Source organism: Pseudomonas sp. TZ252 (genome assembly GCF_056110345.1).
In genome coordinates this window covers 2,806,845-2,827,516 of sequence record NZ_CM148566.1, presented here as the reverse complement: position 1 = coordinate 2,827,516, position 20,672 = coordinate 2,806,845, and the positions used below count along the sequence as shown (strand labels likewise).

Sequence of the window (20,672 nt, the reverse complement as noted above, 5' to 3'; positions counted from 1 at the left end):
GCATGGTGGTTGTCCGCCGGATACAACGGGGTATCGGCGGATAACGCCTCGGGCGTCGCCCTACGGAGCGTAGCCAGGCATTTCCCGCCACCGACGCGCCAATGAAAAAGGCCACCCGCAGGTGGCCTTTTCTTTTCGGCGGAGGGCTCAGGCCGGGGTCGGCGAGCCTTTCTGCCAGTCGGTCGCGGTCTCTTCCATCGCCTGCTGGATCGCCCGGCGACGCCGCTCCTCGGCCTGGCGGGTGAAGTACCAGGCGAAGAAGGTGAACAGCGAAACGCTCAGCAGGATCAGGCTGGCCACCGCGTTGATCTCCGGCTTCACGCCCAGGCGTACCGCCGAGAACACTTCCATCGGCAAGGTGGTCGAGCCGGGTCCGGAGACGAAGCTGGCCAGTACCAGGTCGTCCAGCGACAGGGCGAAGGACATCATGCCGCCCGCCGCCAGCGAGGGCGCGATCATCGGGATGGTGATCAGCAGGAACACCTTCCAGGGCTTGGCGCCCAGGTCCATCGCCGCTTCCTCGATCGACAGGTCGAGTTCACGCAGGCGCGCCGACACCACCACCGCCACGTAGGACGAGCAGAAGCTGGTGTGGGCGATCCAGATGGTCACGATACCCCGTTCCTGCGGCCAGCCGATCAGTTGCGCCATGGCCACGAACAACAGCAGCAGCGACAGGCCGGTGATCACTTCCGGCATCACCAGCGGCGCGGTGACCATGCCGCCGAACAGCGTACGACCGCGGAAGCGCGGGATGCGGGTGAGGACGAAGGCCGCCAGGGTGCCGAGGAGCACCGAGGAGAACGCCGTATAGAAGGCGATCTCCAGGGAGCGTCCGACCGAGCTGACCAGTTGGGTGTTGTCCAGCAGGCCGACGTACCACTTCACCGACCAGCCGCCCCACACCGTCACCAGCTTGGAGGCGTTGAACGAATAGATCACCAGGATCAGCATCGGCAGGTAGATGAAGAGCAGGCCGACGATCAGCATGACGTTGGAGAAATTCCAGCGCTTCATACCTTGCCCTCCAGTTCTTTGGCCACGCTTCTGGATGGAGAGCCTGTTGAACGGGATACGGAGCGGGATACGCTGTGCTGGCTCATACCTTGCCCTCCAGTTCTTTGGCCTGGTTCTTGTTGAACAGGATGATCGGGATGATCAGGATCGCCAGCATCACCACCGCCAGGGCGGACGCCACCGGCCAGTCGCGGTTGTTGAAGAACTCCTGCCAGAGCACCTTGCCGATCATCAGGGTCTCGGGGCCGCCGAGCAGTTCCGGGATGACGAACTCGCCCACCGCCGGGATGAACACCAGCATGCAGCCGGCGATGATGCCGTTCTTCGACAGCGGCACGGTGATCTTCCAGAAGCTGGTGAAGTTACGCGCGCCCAGGTCGGAAGCGGCCTCCAGCAGGCTCGGGTCGTGCTTCACCAGGTTGGCGTAGAGCGGCAGGATCATGAACGGCAGGTAGGAATAGACGATGCCGATGTACACCGCGATGTTGGTATTGAGGATGGTCAGCGGCTCGCTGATGAGCCCCAGCCCCATCAGTACGCTGTTGAGCAGGCCGTTGTTGGAAAGGATGCCCATCCAGGCATAGACCCGGATCAGGATCGCCGTCCAGGTCGGCATCATGATCAGCAGCAGCAGGACGGTCTGCGAGGACTGGCTGGAGCGGGCGATGGCGTAGGCCATCGGGTAGCCCACCAGCAGGCAGATCAGGGTACTGATGAAGGCCATCTTCAGCGAGCCGAGGTAGGCATCGATGTAGAGCGGGTCATCGGTCAGCATCAGGTAGTTGCCGAGGTTGAGGAGCACCTGCAACTGCTGGTCCGCGTAGGCGAAGATCTCGGTGTAGGGCGGGATGGCCACGTCCGCTTCCGCCAGGCTGATCTTCAGCACGATGGCGAAGGGCAGCAGGAAGAACAGGAAGAGCCACAGGAACGGCACCCCGATGACCGCATGCCGCCCGGTGGGCATGCGCTTTTTCAGGCTGTTGGCGAATTTCATGACTGCAGTACCACGCCGCTGTCGTCGTACCAGCTGATGTACACCGACTGGTCCCAGGTCGGCCGGGCGACGTGGCGCTCGGCGTTGGCCATGAAGGCCTGGACGATCATCCCGGAGGCCAGCTTGATGTAGTACACCGAGTGGCCGCCAAGGTAGGCGATGTCGTAGACGGTGCCCTGGGCCCAGTTGTGCCCGGCGTGTTCCAGGTTGTCCGGCTTCTGCGCGCTGATCATCACTTTCTCCGGCCGCAGCGCGTAGGTGATGCGCTTGTCCTCGGCGCGGGTGCTGATGCCGTGGCCGATGTAGATCGGGTTCTCCAGCTGCGGGCAAGCGATCACCGCATGGTCCTGCACGTCCTCCACCAGCACGCCGTCGAACAGGTTGACGTTGCCGATGAACTCGCAGACCAGGCGGCTCGCCGGGGTCTCGTAGATGTCCATCGGGCTGCCGATCTGCTCGATGCAGCCCAGGTGCATGATGGCGATGCGCTGGGCCATGGTCATGGCCTCTTCCTGGTCGTGGGTCACCATCACGCAGGTCACGCCGACGCGCTCGATGATCTCCACCAGTTCCAGTTGCATCTGCGAGCGCAGCTTCTTGTCCAGCGCGCCCATCGGCTCGTCGAGCAGCAGCAGCTTCGGCCGCTTGGCCAGCGAACGGGCCAGGGCCACCCGCTGGCGCTGGCCGCCGGAGAGCTGGTGCGGCTTGCGCTTGGCGTACTGGGTCATGTGCACCAGCTTGAGCATCTCGGCCACGCGCTCGTCGATCTCGGCCTTGGGCAGGCCGTCCTGCTTGAGGCCGAAGGCGATGTTCTGCGCCACGCTCATGTGCGGGAACAGCGCATAGGACTGGAACATCATATTGATCGGCCGCTCGTAGGGCGGCAGGTCGGTGATGTCCTGGCCATCGAGGAAGATCCGCCCCTCGGTGGGCCGCTCGAAACCGGCGAGCATGCGCAACAGGGTGGATTTACCCGAACCGGAGCCGCCGAGCAGGGCGAAGATCTCGCCCTTGTTGATGGTCAGGGACACGGTGTCCACCGCCAGCGTCTCGTCGAACTGCTTGGTTACCCGGTCGATCTTTACCAGCACCTCTTTCGGCTGCTGGTTGCCCTCTAGGGCTTTCTTGTAGGCACCGGAGGCTATCGCCATTACCACAACTCCCAAGTCGTTGAGCCCGGTCACGCTACCGGGCGGAATTTGAACTTATTTGCCGGTCTTGATCCGGGTCCAGGTACGGGTCTGCAGGCGCAGCACCTTGGCCGGCAACACGGCGGAAACGTAGAGCTTGTCGAGCACGGCCTGCGGCGGATACACCTCCTCGCTGTCGCTGACGCTCTTGTCCATCAGCGGGCGGGCCCCCGGTATCGCGTTGGCGTAGCCGACGTAGTCGCTGACCTTGGCGATCACCTCCGGACGCAGCAGGTAGTCGATGAACGCGTAGGCGTTATCGGCGGCCTTGGCATCGGCGGGAATCGCCATCAGGTCGAACCACAGGTTGGCGCCTTCCTTGGGAATCACGTACTGGATGTCGATGCCCTTGCCGGCCTCTTCGGCGCGGGCAGCGGCCTGGAAGACGTCCCCGGAATAGCCGAAGGCGACGCAGATGTTGCCGTTGGCCAGGTCGGAGATGTACTTGGAGGAGTGGAAGTAGCTGACGTAGGGGCGAACCTTGGTCAGGACTTCCTCGGCCTTCTTGTAGTCCTTCGGGTCGTGGGTGTTGGGGTCCAGCCCCAGATAGTTGAGGGCGGCGGGCAGCATCTCGTCGCCGCTGTCCATGAAGGCCACACCGCACTTGGCGAGCTTCTTCATGTTCTCCGGCTCGAAGAGGATGGCCCAGGAGTCGATCGGCTGGTCGCCGAGGACTTCCTTGACCTTGGCCACGTTGTAACCGATGCCGTTGGTGCCCCACAGGTAGGGAACCGCGTACTGGTTGCCCGGGTCGCTGACCTCCAGTTGCTTGAGCAGCGCCGGATCGAGGTTCTTCCAGTTCGGCAGCTTGCTCTTGTCCAGCTTCTGGAAGGCACCGGCCTGGATCTGCTTGCCGAGGAAGTTGTTCGACGGCACCACGATGTCATAGCCGGAGTGGCCGGAGACCAGCTTGCCCTCGAGGGTCTCGTTGGAGTCGAAGACGTCGTAGCTGACGTCGATCCCGCTCTCCTTGGTGAAGTCCTTGAGGGTGGTGGGAGCGATGTAATCGGTCCAGTTATAGATGTGCAGGCTCTTCTTCTCCGCCTGCACGGGGCCCGCGATCGCCGTAGCCAGAGCGGCTACCAGCAGTGTCTTGCCAATGGAATGTTGCATGTCCGACTCCTGTTCCGGGCCTTTTCACGGCAGCACCCTGCCTGTTCGACCCGTGTTCTTCAAGTGCCGATGTAAGCCCAGATCACTCGGGTTTCATGACAACCCGACGATTCCGCCGGGAAACATGAGTGAGCTGGGTTCCCTACCGGCGTGTTGGTTTCAGGTTTTCCGGGCCCTCGGCCCCGGTGCGAGCGACACGACCGGCCCCGGCGCGGCAGATTGGCGCAGCGCCCATGGCAGCGTCTTCGTCGTCGATACTGCGTCCGGTCGTCGGGCCCCCAGGAGGAAGCGTCTGGACGAACGGGCAAAAGAGTCGAACCTCTTCGCAGGGGAGCGTGGCCGGAGGAAACCCGGCCGCGTTCCGGTTCTCTCGTGCCGGAGCGCCGGCGGCTTCAGGCGCCGCCGGGCTCCTCGCGGATCACTTGCCGGACTTGATCTTGGTCCAGCTGCGGGTCATCGCCCGCTGGGTCTTGGCCGGCAGGTCGGGGAAGGTATACAGCTTCTTCATGACCTCTTCGCTCGGGTAGATGCCCGGGTCGTTGCGGATCGCCTCGGACACCAGCGGGGTGGCCGCCGCGTTGCCGTTGGGGAACTGAACCACGTCGGTGATCTCGGCCATGATTTCCGGCTTCATCAGGAAGTTGACGAAGGCCAGGGCGCCCTCGGTGTTCTCGGCGTCCTTCGGAATGGCGACCATGTCGAAGAAGCTGCCGGCGCCTTCCTTGGGAATGTTGTACTTGACGGTGACCTTGTTCTTCGCCTCTTCGGCGCGGGACTTGGCCTGGTAGATGTCGCCGGAGTAGCCGATGGCGACGCAGATGTTGCCGTTGGCCAGGTCGGAAATGTACTTCGACGAGTGGAAGTAGGTGACGTAGGGACGGATCTTCAGGAACAGCTCTTCGGCCGCCTTGAGTTCCTTGGGATTGTCGGTGTCCGGCTTGTAGCCGAGATAATGCAGGGCCGCCGGGAGGATCTCGGTCGGCGAGTCGAGGAAGCTGACGCCGCACTGCTTAAGCTTCTGGATGTTCTCCGGCTTGAATACCAGGTCCCAGGAATCCACCGGCGCGTTGTCGCCGAAGGCCGCCTTGACCTTGTCCGGGTTGTAGCCGATGCCGATGGTGCCCCACATGTAGGGAATCGCATGCTCGTTGCCCGGGTCGCTGACTTCCAGGGTGTGCATCAGGTCCTTGTTCAGGTTCTTCCAGTTCGGCAGCTTGGACTTGTCGAGCTTCTGGTAGACCCCGGCCTTGATCTGCTTGGCGAGGAAGGAGTTGGACGGCACCACCACGTCGTACCCGGACTTGCCCGCCAGCAACTTGGCTTCCAGCACTTCGTTGCTGTCGTAGACGTCGTAGACGACCTTGATCCCAGTTTCCTTGGTGAACTTCTCCAGGGTGTCCGGCGCGATGTAGTCGGACCAGTTGTACACGTGCAGCACCTTGTTGTCCGCAGCCTGCGCCATACCGGCCACAGAGCCCGCCAAGGTCAGGGCGAGCAGGGTCTTACCGAAACGTTTCATCATGCGGGGTAGCTCCATTTTTGTTGAAGTATCCGGGCGGTGGCGCAACCGATCGCGTCACCACCCGGTGAGCCTGGCCAACGCACTGGCGCAGTCTGGCAAAAGTCCGCTCAGGGACTCAAGCCAGGACGGCGGCGGCGGTCTGATCGAGGCACTTGCGCGCCAGGGTGATCAACTCATCGATCTGCGACGGATCGATCACCAGCGGCGGCGAGATAATCATAGTGTCGCCCACCGCGCGCATGATCAAACCGTTGCGGAAACAATGTTCCCGGCACAGCATCCCGACGCCCTTGTCGGTGAAACGCTCGCGGGTCTTCTTGTTCTTGACCAGCTCCAGGGCGGCGACCATGCCGACCCCGCGCGCTTCGCCCACCAACGGGTGGTCGGCCAGCTCCTGCCAGCGTTTCTGCAAATACGGTGCCGTTTCCGCCTTCACCTTCTCGATGATCTTCTCTTCGCGCAGGATGCGGATGTTCTCCAGGGCCACGGCGGCCGCCACCGGGTGACCGGAATAGGTGAAGCCGTGGTAGAACTCGCCGCCCTGGTTGAGCACTTCGACGATCTCGTCGCGCACCACCACCCCGCCCATGGGGATGTAGCCGGAGGTGAGGCCCTTGGCGATCGGCATCAGGTCCGGGGCGTTGCCGTAGTACTGGCTGCCGAACCACTCGCCGGTACGGCCGAAGCCGCAGATCACTTCGTCGGCGATGAACAGGATGTCGTACTTGGCGAGGATCTCGCGGATCTTCGGCCAGTAGGTGTCCGGCGGGACGATCACGCCGCCGGCGCCCTGGATCGGCTCGGCGATGAAGGCGGCGACGTTTTCCTCGCCCACTTCGAGAATCTTCTTCTCCAGCTGCTCGGCGGCCCAGACGCCGAACTCGTCCGGCGACATGTCGCCGCCCTCGCCGTACCAGTAGGGCTGGGCGATGTGGACGATGCCCGGGATGGGGAAATCACCCTGCTCATGCAACGCCTTCATGCCGCCCAGGCTGACGCCGGCGACGGTGGAGCCGTGGTAGCCGTTCCAGCGGCCGATCACCACTTTCTTCTGCGGCTGGCCCTTGGTCGCCCAATAGTGGCGGACCATACGCAGCACGGTGTCGTTGGCCTCGGAGCCGGAGCCGGTGAAGAACACGTGGTTCATGCCTTCCGGAGCGACGTCGGCGATCGCCTTGGCCAGCTCGACCACCGGCGGGTGGGCGGTCTGGAAGAACAGGTTGTAGAACGGCAACTCGCGCATCTGCCGGGTGGCGGCCTGGACCAGCTCCTCGCGGCCGTAGCCGACGTTGACGCACCAGAGGCCGGCCATCGCATCGAGGATCTTGTTGCCCTCGCTGTCCCAGATATAGACGCCTTCGGCCTTGGTGATGATCCGCGCGCCCTTCTCGTTCAACTGCTTGTAGTCGGTGAACGGCGGCAGATGGTGGTCGCGGCTCAACGCCTGCCACTCACGGGTCTTGGCGTTGGTGATTTGGCTGTTCATGTCACACCTCTTCTATTCAAGACTGTCCGGGAGCGGCGGACCACGCCGGCCGCCCCCGGTCAGGATCAAACGGAAAGCAGGAGGAATTCCCGCTCCCAGGAGCTGATTACCCGCTTGAAATTCTCGTGCTCCGCACGCTTCACCGCGACGTAGCCGCTGATGAACTTGCTGCCGAGATACTGCTCGAGGGGCTTGCAGTTCTCCATGCGCTCCAGCGCCGCTTCGATCGTCAGCGGCAGGCGCAGGTTGCGGCGTTCATAGCCGCGACCTTTGACCTGGGCGCTCGGCTTGATGCCTTCGACCATGCCGATGTAGCCGCACAGCAGGCTGGCAGCCAGCGCCAGGTAAGGGTTGGCGTCGGCGCCGGCGAGACGGTTCTCGACCCGGCGGTTCTCCGGGCTGGAGTCCGGCACGCGCAGGCCGACGGTACGGTTCTCTTCGCCCCACTCGACGTTCACCGGCGCCGAGGTATCGGGCAGGAAGCGGCGGAACGAGTTCACGTTGGGCGCGAACAGCGGCAGCACTTCCGGGATGAACTTCTGCAGGCCGCCGATATGGTGCAGGAACAGCTCGCTCATGGTGCCGTCGGCATTGGAGAAGATGTTCTTGCCGGTCTTCACGTCGACGATGCTCTGGTGCAGGTGCATCGCGCTGCCCGGCTCGCCGGTCATCGGCTTGGCCATGAAGGTCGCGGCGACGTTGTGCTTGAGCGCGGCCTCGCGCATGGTGCGCTTGAACACCAGGATCTGGTCGGCCAGGTCGAGGGCGTCGCCATGACGGAAGTTGATCTCCATCTGCGCGGTGCCTTCCTCGTGGATCAGCGTATCCAGGTCAAGGCCCTGGGCCTCGCACCAGTCGTACATGTCCTCGAACAGCGGGTCGAACTCGTTGGCGGCGTCGATGGAGAACGACTGACGCCCGGTTTCCTGGCGTCCGGAGCGGCCCACCGGGGCCTGCAACGGATAGTCGGGGTCGTCGCTGCGCTTGGTCAGGTAGAACTCCATCTCTGGCGCCACGATCGGCCGCCAGCCCTTGTCGGCATACATCTTCAACACGCGCTTGAGGATGTTGCGCGGCGACAGCTCGATGGGATTGCCGAGCTTGTCGAAGGTGTCGTGGATCACCATCGCGGTGGGCTCGATGGCCCAGGGGACGAGGAACACGGCATTCTCGTCCGGGCGGCAGACCATATCGATGTCGGCCGGGTCGAGCAGGTCGTAGTAAATGTCGTCTTCCACGTAGTCGCCGGTGACGGTCTGCAGCAGAACGCTCTCCGGCAGGCGCATGCCCTTTTCCGCGATGAATTTGTTGGTCGGCGAGATCTTGCCGCGGGCGATGCCTGTCAGATCGGAAATCAGGCATTCCACTTCGGTGATCTTGCGTTCCTTCAGCCAGCTGGTCAGCTGGTCTAACTTGGTAGTCATAAAGACCTCAGGGTTGAGAGTCCGGCCCCAACAGCCGGACTCAACGTTGCCCCGCCCTCTTGCTGCAGGCCTTACCGAAAGCCTGGAAGATAGCGAGATAGTTGGGGTTCGTCAGAACCTGCCACTCCGGGTGCCATTGCACACCAAGAGCGAAGGCTTTTGCACCTTCTACGGAGATGGCTTCGACCAACCCGTCAGGCGCCAGTGCTTCTACTCGAAGGCCCGGCGCCAGACGATCAACGCCCTGGCCATGGATGGAATTGACCTGGAACTCGCTCGGCAAGCCGATACCGGCGAGCACTCCGCCCGGCTGCACATGCATGGCATGGCGCGGCGCGTACTGAACCTCGAGCGGCTGGTTGGCCGGCTCGCGGTGGTCCATGAAGGTTCCGACCTCGTGCACCTTCTGGTGCAGGCTGCCGCCGAAAGCCACGTTCATTTCCTGGAAACCGCGGCAGATGCCGAGGACCGGAATGCCGGCGTCGATGGCGGCGCGGACCAGCGGCAGCGTGGTGGCGTCGCGGTCGGAGTCGTGGAGGGTGCCGGGCTCGCTCGCCGGTCCACTATAATGACGGGGCTCGACGTTCGACGGCGAGCCAGTGAAGAGCAAGCCGTCGACGCTGTCCAGCAGGGCTGCCTGGTCGATCGACTCGCCCAGCGCAGGAATGATCAGCGGGAGACCGCCAGCGCCGTTGACGACGGCACGCAGATATTTGTCGCCGGCAATGTGGTAGGGATGAAGACCGATCTGCTTGGTGCAGGCGGTGACGCCGATTAACGGCAGGCGAGACATGAGACACCCGTTGTTTGTAGATGTTATGGGGTTTGGCCGAGCTTAGCGTTGTTCATTTTTTTACACAATAGGCCTGTAAAAAATTGAACACGCACTCCTGAACACCCTTCGACGCGAGGTTTTTTTCGGCTTTTCGTCCGGCGAAAATGCCCTGAAAACGGCCTCAATGCCCCACAAGAGGGCGTTTTTGGCGGCTATTGACATCCCACAGGCTTTCGGATTGACTCATAGCCTACCCCCCGCATGATTGAAATTTTTAACAAAAAAGGTGTTGCATCATGTCGGTACCCCAGCGTGCCGTTCAGCTCACTGAACCGAGCGAGTTCCTCAAGGAACATCCCGAGGTCCAGTTCGTCGACCTCCTTATTGCAGACATGAATGGCGTGGTTCGCGGCAAGCGGATCGAACGCAACAGTCTGAACAAAGTCTTCGAAAAAGGTATCAATCTCCCCGCTTCCCTGTTCGCCCTCGATATCACCGGCTCCACCGTAGAGAGTACCGGCCTGGGTCTCGACATCGGCGACGCCGACCGGATCTGCTACCCGATCCCCGGCACCCTCTCCATGGAACCCTGGCAGAAGCGCCCGACCGCGCAACTGCTGATGACCATGCACGAACTGGAAGGCGAGCCGTTCTTCGCCGACCCCCGCGAAGTCCTGCGCCAGGTGGTGGCCAGGTTCACCGAGATGGAACTGACCATCGTCGCCGCCTTCGAGCTGGAGTTCTACCTGATCGACCAGGAGAACGTGAACGGCCGGCCGCAGCCTCCGCGCTCGCCGATCTCCGGCAAGCGTCCGCAGTCGGTGCAGGTGTACTCCATCGACGACCTCGACGAATACGTCGAGTGCCTCCAGGACATCATCGACGGCGCCCGCGCCCAGGGCATCCCGGCCGACGCCATCGTCGCCGAATCCGCACCGGCGCAGTTCGAGGTCAACCTCAACCACGTCAACGACGCCCTCAAGGCCTGCGACCACGCGGTGCTGCTCAAGCGCCTGGTCAAGAACATCGCCTACGACCACGAGATGGACACCACCTTCATGGCCAAGCCCTATCCGGGCCAGGCCGGGAACGGACTGCACGTGCATATCTCGCTGCTCGACAAGCATGGCAACAACATCTTCACCAGCGAGGATCCCGAGCAGAACGCCGCATTGCGCCATGCGATCGGCGGTGTGCTCGAGACCCTGCCGGCCTCCATGGCCTTCCTCTGCCCGAACGTCAACTCCTACCGCCGCTTCGGTTCGCAGTTCTACGTGCCGAACGCGCCGAGCTGGGGCCTGGACAACCGCACCGTGGCCCTGCGCGTGCCCACCGGCAGCCCGGACGCGGTACGCCTGGAACATCGGGTGGCCGGTGCCGACGCCAACCCCTACCTGCTACTGGCAGCGGTGCTGGCAGGCGTTCATCACGGGCTGACCAACAAGGTCGAGCCGGGCGCGCCGATCGAAGGCAACTCCTACGAGCAGATGGAGCCGAGCCTGCCGAACAACCTGCGCGACGCCCTGCGCGAGCTGGACGAAAGCGAGATCATGGCGAAGTACATCGACCCGAAGTACATCGACATCTTCGTCGCCTGCAAGGAAAGCGAGCTGGAGGAGTTCGAGCACTCGATCTCCGACCTCGAGTACAACTGGTACCTGCATACCGTCTGAGGTAGCGGTATCGGCGCGCCGGTCCTGGGCCGGCGCCGTACGCAGCGAAATCCGGGGCGGTTTCGCAGACACTCAACGCGGGGGCGTCTGTGTCTGGGAAACCGCCCCGGTCCTTTTCTCGGAACCGGGAAATGTGCGCCACGGCACAGCCTGCCGCCACGCCTCCCACCAGACTCGATGCTGGCCTGCATCAATGCCTCTGCCGCCTGGCTCCGGCACCATCGTCCGCTCCGTTCCGTCCAGCGAGAAGATTCCATGCCCCGCCTTTCCGCCCTGCTGTTCCTCGCCCTCGCACCCTGGCTGGCCCAGGCCGAGGAGACCCTGCGCGTCTACAACTGGAACGACTACATCGACCCGCAGGTGCTCGAGTCCTTCCAGAAGGACACCGGCATCCGCGTCGAGTACCACACCTTCGCCACCGCCGAGGAACTGGACAAGGCGCTGCGCAGTGGCGAGGCGATCGACGTCGCCGTCCCCTCCCACGACACCCTGCCGGCCCTGCTGAAGGACAACCTGCTGCGGCCGCTGGACTTCACCCAGCTGCCCAACCGCAGCCATCTCGACCGTCAATTGCTGAGCAAACTGGCCGCGGTCGATCCTGACAATCGCCACGCCGTCCCCTATCTATGGGGTGCCGTAGGCCTGGCCATCAATACCCCGCAGGCCGAAGCCGCCTATGGCGGGCCGCTGCCCAACAGCTGGAGCCTGCTGTTCGACGCCAGCCAGAGCCAGCGCCTGAAAAGCTGCGGCATCAGCCTGCTGGACGCGCCGGACGAAACCCTGGCGATCCTCCTCAACTACCAGGGCCGCAACCTCGGTCGTACTGCGCCGAGCCAGGTACGCCGCGCCGCCGAGGCGCTGCACGGACTGCGACCGAACCTGCGCTACGTCGACAGCGAGCGCTACATCGCCGACCTCGAAGGCGGTCGCCTCTGCCTGGCCATGGCCTGGGTCGGCGACGCCCTGCGCGCGGCCAAGGCGGGCCAGCCGGTAAGTTTCGAGGTACCGCAGGAAGGCTCGGTGCTGTTCATCGACAACCTGGTGATCCCGGCCGGCGCCCAGCATCCACGCGAGGCGCACCGTTTCATCGACTACCTGATGCAACCGAAGATCGCCGCACAGATCACCGCCGCCACCCTCTACCCCAGCGGCAACGCCGACGCCGCCGGCTTCCTCGATCCCGCCCTGCGCCAGCAACCCGGCCTGTATCCGGACCGCGACACCAGCCGCCGCCTGTTCGCCCTGGAAACGCCGCCGGAAAAACTCCGGCCGGTGGTCGACGAGATCTGGAAGGCCTTCCGCGGCGCCAGCCACTGAGCGGCTTGCCCCGGTCGCGTGAGCTGGCGTCCAATAGCCGCTCACGCCCGGAGACCCGCCATGCAGCCCACCTCGTCCACCCGCAAGCCCCGCGCCAGCAGCCAGGCCCGGATCGCCGCGATCCTCGACGCCGCCCGCGGCCTGCTCGCCGACGAAGGCATCGGCGGCCTGACCATCTATAGCGTGGCCGAACGCGCGGAAATGCCGCCATCGTCGGTCTACCACTTCTTCCCCAGCGTGCCGGCCCTGCTCCAGGGGCTGACCGGCGAGGTCCACGCCGCCTTCCGCGCGTGCCTCGAACAGCCGGTGGACCATGCAGGCCTGCGCTGCTGGCGCGACCTGTCGCGGATCGTCGAGGAGCGCATGCTGGCGGTCTACGCCCGCGACGCGGCGGCCCGCCAACTGATTCTCGCCAGCCACGGCCTGGCCGAAGTCACCCAGGCCGATCGCCAGCATGACGTGCAACTCGGCCAGGCCATGCGCGCCCTGTTCGAGCGGCATTTCCTGCTGCCACCGCTGCCGACCGATATCGAGATCTTCAGCCTGGCCATGGAGCTAGGCGATCGCGTCTACGCATTGTCGGTCCAGCGTCACGGGATCATCGACGCACGCCTGGCGGAAGAAGGCATGCGGGTGTTCGACGCCTACCTGGGGCTCTACCTGCCGCCGATCCTGGAAAAGCGTAGCGAACCATTATCCGGATTTATATCCGATTTAAATCGATAGAAAATCCATAATACCCTCTTAAACCGCTTCACAGTCCGATTTTTATCGGATATAAATCCGCCCATCACTCGATCGGGCGCGACACCCCGTTCCCGCCCGCCCGACCCACAACCGGCCGCCGCCAAGCCCGGCAGCCATCCGAGCCAGCACACGAGGTGCTCCATGACCCGCAACGTCACCGTCGCCGCCACCCAGATGGCCTGCTCCTGGGATCGTCCGGCGAACATCGCCCGCGCCGAGAAACTGGTGCGCCAGGCCGCCGCCAGGGGTGCGCAGATCATCCTGATCCAGGAACTGTTCGAGACCCCCTACTTCTGCCAGAAGCCGAACCCGGACTACCTGCAGCTGGCCACCACGGTCGAGGAGAACGCCGCCATCGCCCACTTCCAGGCCCTCGCCCGGGAGTTGCAGGTGGTATTGCCGATCAGCTTCTTCGAACGCGCCGGGCGCGCCCGCTTCAACAGCATCGCGGTCATCGACGCCGATGGCGGCAACCTCGGGGTCTACCGCAAGAGCCACATCCCGGACGGCCCGGGCTACCACGAGAAGTACTACTTCAATCCGGGCGACACCGGCTTCAAGGTCTGGCAGACCCGCTACGCACGGATCGGCGTCGGTATCTGCTGGGACCAGTGGTTCCCCGAATCGGCGCGCAGCATGGCCTTGCTCGGCGCGGAACTCCTGTTCTACCCGACCGCCATCGGTAGCGAACCGCACGACGCCAGCATCAGCTCGCGCGATCACTGGCAGCGCGTGCAGCAAGGCCATGCCGGAGCCAACCTGATGCCGCTGGTGGCTTCCAATCGCATCGGCCGCGAGGAGCAGGATGGCTACGACATCACCTTCTATGGTTCTTCGTTCATCGCCGACCCGTTCGGCGAGAAAGTCGAGGAGCTGAACCGCACCGAGGAAGGTATCCTTGTCCACACCTTCGACCTCGATGCGCTGGAGCGCACCCGCAGCGCCTGGGGCGTGTTCCGCGACCGCCGGCCGAACCTCTACGGTCCGCTGAAGACCCTGGACGGTTCGCTGGAGTCGTGAGGCCTCGGGAAACGATCCGCGCGGGGACGCCCCGCGCATTCCGCGCCGGCGTCCGCCGCGCATAGCAACGATTTCAGGAGCAGCGATGAGCAACCCGACCAGCACCCCACGCGCCGACGGCTTCCGCATGCCCGCCGAATGGGAACCCCACGAGCAGACCTGGATGGTCTGGCCGGAACGCCCGGACAACTGGCGCAACGGCGGCAAGCCGGCCCAGGCGGCCTTCGCCGCGGTGGCCAAGGCCATCGCGCGCTTCGAGCCGGTCACCGTCTGCGCCAGCGCCGGGCAGTACGAGAACGCGCGCGCACGCCTCGACGACGGCAACATCCGCGTCGTGGAAATCAGCAGCGACGATGCCTGGGTCCGCGACACCGGCCCGACCTTCGTCATCGACGACAAGGGCGATGTACGCGGCGTCGACTGGGGCTTCAACGCCTGGGGCGGCTTCGAAGGCGGCCTGTACTTCCCCTGGCAGCGCGACGACCAGGTGGCACGCAAGATCCTCGAGATCGAACGGCGCGCCCGCTACCGCACCGACGACTTCGTCCTCGAGGGCGGCTCGATCCACGTCGACGGCGAAGGCACGCTGATCACCACCGAGGAATGCCTGCTCAACCACAACCGCAACCCGCACCTGAGCCAGGCGGAGATCGAGCGGACCCTGCGCGACTACCTTGCGGTGGAGAGCATCATCTGGCTGCCGAACGGCCTCTACAACGACGAGACCGACGGCCACGTCGACAACTTCTGCTGCTACGTGCGTCCCGGCGAGGTGCTGCTGGCCTGGACCGACGACCAGGACGACCCGAACTACCTGCGCTGCCAGGCCGCCCTCCGCGTGCTGGAAGAAAGCCGCGACGCCAAGGGACGCAAGCTGGTGGTACACAAGATGCCGATCCCCGGCCCGCTGTACGCGACCCAGGAAGAGTGCGACGGCGTGGATATCGTCGAGGGCAGCCAGCCGCGCGATCCCTCCATTCGCCTGGCCGGCTCCTACGTGAACTTCCTGATCGTCAACGGCGGCATCATCGCGCCGAGCTTCGACGATCCCAAGGACGCCGAGGCCAGGGCGATCCTCCAGCGCGTGTTCCCCGAGCACGAGGTGGTGATGGTCCCGGGGCGCGAGATCCTCCTCGGCGGCGGCAACATCCATTGCATCACCCAGCAGCAACCGGCGCCGCGCAAGGCCTGACGGGCATCCCGCAGGGCGGATGGCCAGCCGCGGCGCTGTTCGCCCTGGCCGGCCCGGCACGCCGAGTGGCGCCATGAATGAAAAAAGCCCGCGTCCTCCAGGAGGACGCGGGCTTTTTCCTGTCCGGCCGGAGCTTACAGCAGCGGCAGGGTGTAGCTGACGATCAGGCGGTTCTCGTCCTGGTCGCGCTGGTTGTTGCTCGAACCGGCAGCCGGCAGGCCGCTGCGGAAGGAGGCGTTCTTCCAGGTGAAGCCCAGGCCCTTGAAGGTGCCGTCCGGGATCACGTAGGCCAGGGAGATATCGCGTTCCCACTCGCTCTGGTCGCCGCGGGCGGTCTTGATCTTGTCGCCGCTCAGGTAAATGGTATTGAAGGTCAGGCCCGGCACGCCGACGGTGGCGAAGTCGTAGCCGTAGCGGACCTGCCAGGTGCGCTCGCCGGCACGCTGGAACTTGCCGATCTGCACGTCGGTGATCAGGTACGCGGTAGAACCTTCGCCATCACCACGGTTCAGGAACGGGAAGTCACTGTCGCCGTTGAGGATCTGGTAGCCGGCGCCGATGCTGTGGCCGCTGACGGTATAGGTGAAGAGGCCGCTGAAGGCGCGGTTGTCGACTTCGCCCTTGGTCACGCCGCTGCCGTAGTAGCCGCTGCTGACGTAGCCGTCGGCACGGCCGGAACGGCTGCCGTTCTTGCCGTCGGAGCTGCTGTCGAAGGCGCGCAGGTCGGTCTTCAGGACGCCCGGGCCAATCTGCCAGTTGTGGATCAGGCCGAGGAAGTGCTGCTTGTAGAAGTCGTCCAGGTTGCCGTAGTAGTACTGCAGGGTCAGGTCCTTGTTGACCTTGTAGTCACCACCCGCGTAGTAGAACTTGTTGCTGTCGCGCGAACTGGCGCTGCTGCCGTTGGCGCCGGCGATGCTCAGGCTGCGGTTGTCGGTGGAGTTACGGCCCTTGGAGTGCTCCAGTTGGCCGGCAACCAGGGTGAAGTCCTTGAGGTCGGTCGAGGTGACCTGGCCGCCCTCGAAGGTGACCGGCAGCAGGCGGCCGTCGTTGTAGGTGACCACCGGCAGCTTCGGCTGCAGGGTGCCGTAGCGGAACTCGGTGTTGGACACCTTGGCCTTGGCGGTCAGGCCCAGGCTGGCGAAGTCGTGCACCGGCTCGCCGTTGCTTTCCAGCGGGAACACGGTGCCCGGCTGGCGGTCCAGGCCGCTCTTGCCGGCACGGCCGCCGCCGTCCAGGCGCACGCCGAGCAGGCCCAGCGCGTCGACGCCGAAGCCGACGGTGCCCTGGGTGAAGCCCGACTGGTAATTCAGGATGAAGCCCTGGCCCCACTCTTCCTGCTTGCTCGGCGAGGCGGTGCCATTGCGGTTGTCGGTATTGATGTAGAAGTTGCGCAGGGTCAGCGATGCCTTGCTGTCCTCGATGAAACCGGCGGCGACCGCCTGTTGCGCCAGGGCACCGAGGGTACCGGCAGTGATGGCCAGGGCCAGTCGTGACTTGTTGATCTTGCGACTCTTCATTGGTCTTTTCCCCATTGGTATTGCTAATTGTCTTCCGGTCGGGGGAAGTGGAACGCGTGGGCCCGACCGGTCGTTGAAACACTGAGCGCCGTACCATCCCGGAAGATGGCGCGCGCGAAACTCGGCATTCGATGGATCAGGAAACGGCGCAACCCGCGACGATGGAACGACGGGGCAGGCAAGCAGGCAGGGAGGCAGCGAACGGAAGCGTGTGCATGGGCGTACTCGTGTCTTGTTATTGTGCGGCGGGTGTCTCGACCCACCGCCAGTGAAGGCAATTTGTAAGCCAATCTTTCCATCGGGCTCCGCCTTCGCGTCCTCTCGGGCTTCCTGCCCTTCTCCCGGCTGACGGGCCGAAGGGTGTCGGCAGAAAACCGCCTATTACAGCTTCCTTTCTGGCGAGTTACCGCCACGTTTCAGAATTCGTTATTTCCCGCGCTTTATAGCGCGTGGGTAATAAACAGTAAAATATCCGCAATAAACCTAAAAAGAATTAATTATTCATATTTAATAGCTTTAAGGAATATTGTACCGCAGCCGCGACCTGCCGGTCGCCTCCCCAAAGAGGTATTCCGTGGCGCCGTCGACAAAACGGAAACGTTTGCCCAGCGGTCAGCCCACGACGATGCAGTCCTTGCCCTGGCGCTTGGCCGAGTACATCGCGGCGTCGGCCCGGCTGTAGAGGGCACCGAGTCCCTCGTCATCGGCCTGGAGGACCGTCAGGCCCTGGCTGACGGTGATCCCGAAGCTGTGCTCGCCCTCCTGGAAGCGCAGGCGTTGCACCTCGCGCTGCAGGCGTTCGCCGATCTGTCGCGCGGTCTGCTCGTCGCAGCCGGGCAGCAGCACGGCGAACTCCTCGCCGCCGATCCGCCCGAACAGGTCGCCACGGCGCAGCGCGGCACTGCCGCTCTGGGCGATACGCTGGAGGACCTGGTCGCCGACCTGGTGGCCGAAGCGGTCGTTGATCTTCTTGAAATCATCGACGTCCAGCAGCAGGAACGCCAACGGTATCCCCTCGCGGCGACACTCCTTGAAGGCCGCCTCGGCACTGTCGAAGAAATAGCGACGGTTGCTGCTCTGGGTCAGCACGTCGGTGGTGGCCAGCCGTTGCAGCTCGCTCTCCATGTGCTTCTTGTCGGTGATGTCCTCGGCGATGCCCACCACCATCAGCGGCAGTCCCGCCTCGCCCTGGCGGCTGACGAAGCACTTGTCGTTGAGCCAGCGGACCTCGCCGTCGCCACGCACGATGCGGTATTCGCGTTGTTCCACGGCGCCACGTTCGAGCACCTGCAGCAGGCTGCTGTCGGCGTAGTCGAGGTCGTCCGGGTAGATGCTGTTGCGCCATTCCTCGTAGTCCGCCAGCAGCAGCGCCGCGGAACGGCCGAAGATTTTCTCGTAGGCGGGACTGACGTAGACCATTCGCCGGTTCTGCCAGTCGTAGGCCCAGAGCACCGAGTTGACGCTGGCCAGCAAGGCGCTGAAGAGTTGCTCGCGCTCCTTCAGCCGGGCCACTTCGGCACGGCTGTGCAGCAAGGCCAGCGCGGCCTCCTGCGGGTCTTCGGGAATGCCGGTTAGGTCGTCCATGGATCGTCGCTCTGCTCGCGGAACGGGTTCGACCGCCAACTTAGCGCAGGGGTCGCGGCGATACAGAAATGCCCGCCGAACGGCAGGGAAAGGCTCCAGCCAGTGCGCTTGATCACAATTGCCGAGCGATGCCGTTCGTATTCGCCGGAGCCTGCACGCCCAGTTGTTTCTGCGCCTCGAACAGCGAGCGCAGGAACAGGGTCAGGGTCGGTCGTTCTTCGTGTCCCTGACGGGTAATGCAATGGAATTCCGAGTCGTAGGCCAGTTGCCGTGGCCGGATCGCCCGCATGCGCCCTTCGGCGACCCAGGTGGCGGCATAGTGCGTCGGCAGGTAGCCGATGTAGGTGCCGCTGAAGACCAGGGTAGCGATGGCCTCCATGGTGTAGGCGTCGGTCCCCTGGTTGAAGCGCAGGTCGTGCGGGCGATGGTTTTCCGCCATGTAGCCGCGGCCGACATAGTCGGCGGCGCAGATCTCGTCCAGTGTCGGCTCGTCGTCCGCCCGGGCGAAGAAGGGGTGCGCGCTGCCGCAATAGAGGTTCTGCTCCTCGCGGAACAGGGGTTGGTAGTAGAGCCCGGACAACCGGTGGTGAAAGGCCCCCACCGCCAGTTGCAGGCGCTCTTCCAGCACCGCGTGCTCGAGTTCGTCGGGACGCCGCGTGTGCAGCTTGAGCAGCACCTCCGGGGCGCGCTGGCGAAACAGCCGGATGGCCAGCGGCAACGGCAGGCAATGCTGGCCGATGACGCCATCGACGCAGCCCAGGTGCAACGCCTCGCGATCGCGCCCGCCGAGGCCGCGGACCTGCTCGCGGAAACGGGCGATGTCGCTGAACAGGCCGAGCGCGGCGTCGTAGAGCTCCTGCCCCTCCTCGGTCAACTGGAAACCGCCGTTGCCGCGCCGGCACAGGGAATAGCCCAGGCGCACCTCCAAGTCGCGCACCAGCACGCTCAGGCGCGACAGGCTGGTGTTCAGGCGCGCCTGGGCGGCAGTGAAGCCGCCGGCCTCGACGATGGCGCAGAAGGTGCGCAGCATGCGCAGGTCGATGTCGTTGAGGTTGCCCAGCATTCCCGCCCCCATGGCGTTCGGTCCGCCTTCGTTATAGCGCCAAAGCCAGGCCGGCGGAACGCCGTCAGGCGCTTCGCGCGGCCGACTCGGCAAGCAGGCAGAGCAGTTCGAACATCATGGTCGCCCCCACCAGCGCCGTGGCGCCGCCGACATCGAACGGCGGCGAGACTTCCACCACGTCGGCGCCGACCAGGTCCAGCCCGCGCAGGCCGCGGACCAGTTGCTGGGCCTGGAGGCTGGTCATGCCGCCGATCTCCGGGGTGCCGGTGCCAGGCGCGAAGGCCGGGTCGAGCACGTCGACGTCGAAACTCACATAGGTCGGCCCGTCGCCCACCACCCGCCGGGCTTCGGCCAGGGTCGCCTCGACGCCCAGTTCGACGAACTCTTCCATGTGGATCACGCGGATGCCGCACTCGCGGGCGAAAGCGTCGTCGTCCGGCGAATACACCGAGCCGCGAATGCCGATCTGCACCGTGCGCAGCGGGTCGAGCAGACCTTCCTCGATGGCCCGGCGGAATGGCGTGCCGTGGGTGTAGGGGTTGTCGCCGAAGTAGCGGTCGTTGGTATCGGAATGCGCATCGAAATGCACCATGCCCAGCGGCCGCTCGCGACCCAGGGCGCGAAAGATCGGCAGGGTCACCAGGTGGTCGCCACCGACCGACAGCGGCAGGGTACCGGCGGCATGGACCTGGCGATAGAAGCCTTCGATGCGGCGCAGCGAATCGAGCAGGTCGATGGGATTCACCGGCGCATCACCGAGGTCGCCGACCCGCACCAGGTCGTAGGGCGCGATGCGGCTGACGTGATGCACCTTGCGCATCAGGCTGGACAGGTTGCGCACCTCGCGCGGGCCATGGCGGGCACCGGCGCGGTTGGTGGTGCCGCCATCCCAGGGCACGCCGATCAGGCCGACCTGCAGCGCCGCCGGGTCGGTGAACGCCGGCAGGCGCATGAAGGTCGGGATACCGGCGAAGCGTGGAATCTCGGCGGCGTCGAGGGGCTGCGGATGGTCGTTCGACATGGAGCATCTCCGTGTGG

17 protein-coding genes are annotated in these 20,672 nt (G+C 64.5%); 5 read left to right on the top strand and 12 right to left on the bottom strand.

Going from position 1 to position 20,672, the window contains the following annotated elements:
* Positions 1-147: 147 nt before the first annotated feature.
* The 8 genes from ACYAF3_RS12980 to ACYAF3_RS12945 form a co-directional block, all read right to left on the bottom strand.
* On the bottom strand, positions 148-1,017 hold the full coding sequence (locus ACYAF3_RS12980) for an ABC transporter permease subunit (RefSeq protein ID WP_003084307.1): 870 nt from the start codon (positions 1,015-1,017) through the stop codon (positions 148-150).
* Positions 1,018-1,099: 82 nt separating this feature from the next.
* Positions 1,100-1,981, bottom strand: a complete 882-nt coding sequence (locus ACYAF3_RS12975) for an ABC transporter permease subunit (RefSeq protein ID WP_003121722.1) — start codon at positions 1,979-1,981, stop codon at positions 1,100-1,102.
* Positions 1,982-2,007: 26 nt separating this feature from the next.
* Positions 2,008-3,162: a polyamine ABC transporter ATP-binding protein gene (gene potA, locus ACYAF3_RS12970; protein ID WP_003084303.1), complete on the bottom strand. Its 1,155-nt coding sequence runs from the start codon at positions 3,160-3,162 to the stop codon at positions 2,008-2,010.
* 54 nt (positions 3,163-3,216) lie between these two features.
* Positions 3,217-4,314, bottom strand: coding sequence for a spermidine-binding protein SpuE (gene spuE, locus ACYAF3_RS12965; protein WP_003084301.1), 1,098 nt, complete (start codon positions 4,312-4,314; stop codon positions 3,217-3,219).
* A gap of 418 nt (positions 4,315-4,732) precedes the next feature.
* Entirely contained in the window at positions 4,733-5,836 is a 1,104-nt protein-coding gene (spuD, locus tag ACYAF3_RS12960) for a putrescine-binding protein SpuD (protein ID WP_003084299.1), read from the bottom strand.
* A 115-nt stretch (positions 5,837-5,951) separates the two neighbouring features.
* Positions 5,952-7,322, bottom strand: a complete 1,371-nt coding sequence (gene spuC / locus ACYAF3_RS12955) for a putrescine--pyruvate aminotransferase (RefSeq protein WP_003084297.1) — start codon at positions 7,320-7,322, stop codon at positions 5,952-5,954.
* Between the two features lie 65 nt (positions 7,323-7,387).
* Positions 7,388-8,746, bottom strand: coding sequence for a glutamine synthetase family protein (locus tag ACYAF3_RS12950; protein WP_003084290.1), 1,359 nt, complete (start codon positions 8,744-8,746; stop codon positions 7,388-7,390).
* A gap of 40 nt (positions 8,747-8,786) precedes the next feature.
* Positions 8,787-9,539 (bottom strand): gamma-glutamyl-gamma-aminobutyrate hydrolase family protein, encoded by a 753-nt coding sequence (locus tag ACYAF3_RS12945; RefSeq protein ID WP_003118755.1) that lies wholly within the window; start codon positions 9,537-9,539, stop codon positions 8,787-8,789.
* 278 nt (positions 9,540-9,817) lie between these two features.
* Here ACYAF3_RS12945 and ACYAF3_RS12940 point away from each other — a divergent pair, with 278 nt between their 5' ends.
* From ACYAF3_RS12940 to aguA, 5 genes are all read left to right on the top strand, one after another.
* Entirely contained in the window at positions 9,818-11,194 is a 1,377-nt protein-coding gene (locus ACYAF3_RS12940; RefSeq protein WP_003112937.1) for a glutamine synthetase family protein, read from the top strand.
* A gap of 255 nt (positions 11,195-11,449) precedes the next feature.
* Positions 11,450-12,511 (top strand): polyamine ABC transporter substrate-binding protein, encoded by a 1,062-nt coding sequence (locus tag ACYAF3_RS12935; protein WP_003107781.1) that lies wholly within the window; start codon positions 11,450-11,452, stop codon positions 12,509-12,511.
* A 60-nt stretch (positions 12,512-12,571) separates the two neighbouring features.
* Entirely contained in the window at positions 12,572-13,237 is a 666-nt protein-coding gene (locus tag ACYAF3_RS12930) for a TetR/AcrR family transcriptional regulator (RefSeq protein ID WP_003107783.1), read from the top strand.
* Positions 13,238-13,399: 162 nt separating this feature from the next.
* Positions 13,400-14,278 (top strand): N-carbamoylputrescine amidase, encoded by an 879-nt coding sequence (gene aguB / locus ACYAF3_RS12925; RefSeq protein ID WP_003111119.1) that lies wholly within the window; start codon positions 13,400-13,402, stop codon positions 14,276-14,278.
* Between the two features lie 85 nt (positions 14,279-14,363).
* On the top strand, positions 14,364-15,470 hold the full coding sequence (gene aguA / locus ACYAF3_RS12920; protein WP_003118139.1) for an agmatine deiminase: 1,107 nt from the start codon (positions 14,364-14,366) through the stop codon (positions 15,468-15,470).
* A 134-nt stretch (positions 15,471-15,604) separates the two neighbouring features.
* On the opposite strand, the gene ACYAF3_RS12915 is transcribed toward aguA, so the two are convergent.
* The 4 genes from ACYAF3_RS12915 to speB form a co-directional block, all read right to left on the bottom strand.
* The gene (locus tag ACYAF3_RS12915; protein WP_003084265.1) at positions 15,605-16,987 is read right to left on the bottom strand and encodes an OprD family porin; all 1,383 of its coding nucleotides are present in this window, start codon (positions 16,985-16,987) and stop codon (positions 15,605-15,607) included.
* A gap of 612 nt (positions 16,988-17,599) precedes the next feature.
* Positions 17,600-18,571 (bottom strand): GGDEF domain-containing protein, encoded by a 972-nt coding sequence (locus ACYAF3_RS12910; protein ID WP_003104500.1) that lies wholly within the window; start codon positions 18,569-18,571, stop codon positions 17,600-17,602.
* Between the two features lie 112 nt (positions 18,572-18,683).
* Positions 18,684-19,646: a LysR family transcriptional regulator gene (locus ACYAF3_RS12905; RefSeq protein ID WP_003118724.1), complete on the bottom strand. Its 963-nt coding sequence runs from the start codon at positions 19,644-19,646 to the stop codon at positions 18,684-18,686.
* A 52-nt stretch (positions 19,647-19,698) separates the two neighbouring features.
* Positions 19,699-20,655, bottom strand: a complete 957-nt coding sequence (gene speB / locus ACYAF3_RS12900; RefSeq protein ID WP_003104498.1) for an agmatinase — start codon at positions 20,653-20,655, stop codon at positions 19,699-19,701.
* Positions 20,656-20,672: the final 17 nt, after the last annotated feature.

What these genes read in the sequence shown, in the direction of transcription:
- ACYAF3_RS12980 (WP_003084307.1), bottom strand. Translation starts at nt 1,017, where the DNA reads ATGAAGCGCTGGAATTTCTCCAACGTCATGCTGATCGTCGGCCTGCTC.
- ACYAF3_RS12975 (WP_003121722.1), bottom strand. Translation starts at nt 1,981, where the DNA reads ATGCCCACCGGGCGGCATGCGGTCATCGGGGTGCCGTTCCTGTGGCTC.
- potA (WP_003084303.1), bottom strand. Translation starts at nt 3,162, where the DNA reads ATGGCGATAGCCTCCGGTGCCTACAAGAAAGCCCTAGAGGGCAACCAG.
- spuE (WP_003084301.1), bottom strand. Translation starts at nt 4,314, where the DNA reads ATGCAACATTCCATTGGCAAGACACTGCTGGTAGCCGCTCTGGCTACG.
- spuD (WP_003084299.1), bottom strand. Translation starts at nt 5,836, where the DNA reads ATGATGAAACGTTTCGGTAAGACCCTGCTCGCCCTGACCTTGGCGGGC.
- spuC (WP_003084297.1), bottom strand. Translation starts at nt 7,322, where the DNA reads ATGAACAGCCAAATCACCAACGCCAAGACCCGTGAGTGGCAGGCGTTG.
- ACYAF3_RS12950 (WP_003084290.1), bottom strand. Translation starts at nt 8,746, where the DNA reads ATGACTACCAAGTTAGACCAGCTGACCAGCTGGCTGAAGGAACGCAAG.
- ACYAF3_RS12945 (WP_003118755.1), bottom strand. Translation starts at nt 9,539, where the DNA reads ATGTCTCGCCTGCCGTTAATCGGCGTCACCGCCTGCACCAAGCAGATC.
- ACYAF3_RS12940 (WP_003112937.1), top strand. Translation starts at nt 9,818, where the DNA reads ATGTCGGTACCCCAGCGTGCCGTTCAGCTCACTGAACCGAGCGAGTTC.
- ACYAF3_RS12935 (WP_003107781.1), top strand. Translation starts at nt 11,450, where the DNA reads ATGCCCCGCCTTTCCGCCCTGCTGTTCCTCGCCCTCGCACCCTGGCTG.
- ACYAF3_RS12930 (WP_003107783.1), top strand. Translation starts at nt 12,572, where the DNA reads ATGCAGCCCACCTCGTCCACCCGCAAGCCCCGCGCCAGCAGCCAGGCC.
- aguB (WP_003111119.1), top strand. Translation starts at nt 13,400, where the DNA reads ATGACCCGCAACGTCACCGTCGCCGCCACCCAGATGGCCTGCTCCTGG.
- aguA (WP_003118139.1), top strand. Translation starts at nt 14,364, where the DNA reads ATGAGCAACCCGACCAGCACCCCACGCGCCGACGGCTTCCGCATGCCC.
- ACYAF3_RS12915 (WP_003084265.1), bottom strand. Translation starts at nt 16,987, where the DNA reads ATGAAGAGTCGCAAGATCAACAAGTCACGACTGGCCCTGGCCATCACT.
- ACYAF3_RS12910 (WP_003104500.1), bottom strand. Translation starts at nt 18,571, where the DNA reads ATGGACGACCTAACCGGCATTCCCGAAGACCCGCAGGAGGCCGCGCTG.
- ACYAF3_RS12905 (WP_003118724.1), bottom strand. Translation starts at nt 19,646, where the DNA reads ATGGGGGCGGGAATGCTGGGCAACCTCAACGACATCGACCTGCGCATG.
- speB (WP_003104498.1), bottom strand. Translation starts at nt 20,655, where the DNA reads ATGTCGAACGACCATCCGCAGCCCCTCGACGCCGCCGAGATTCCACGC.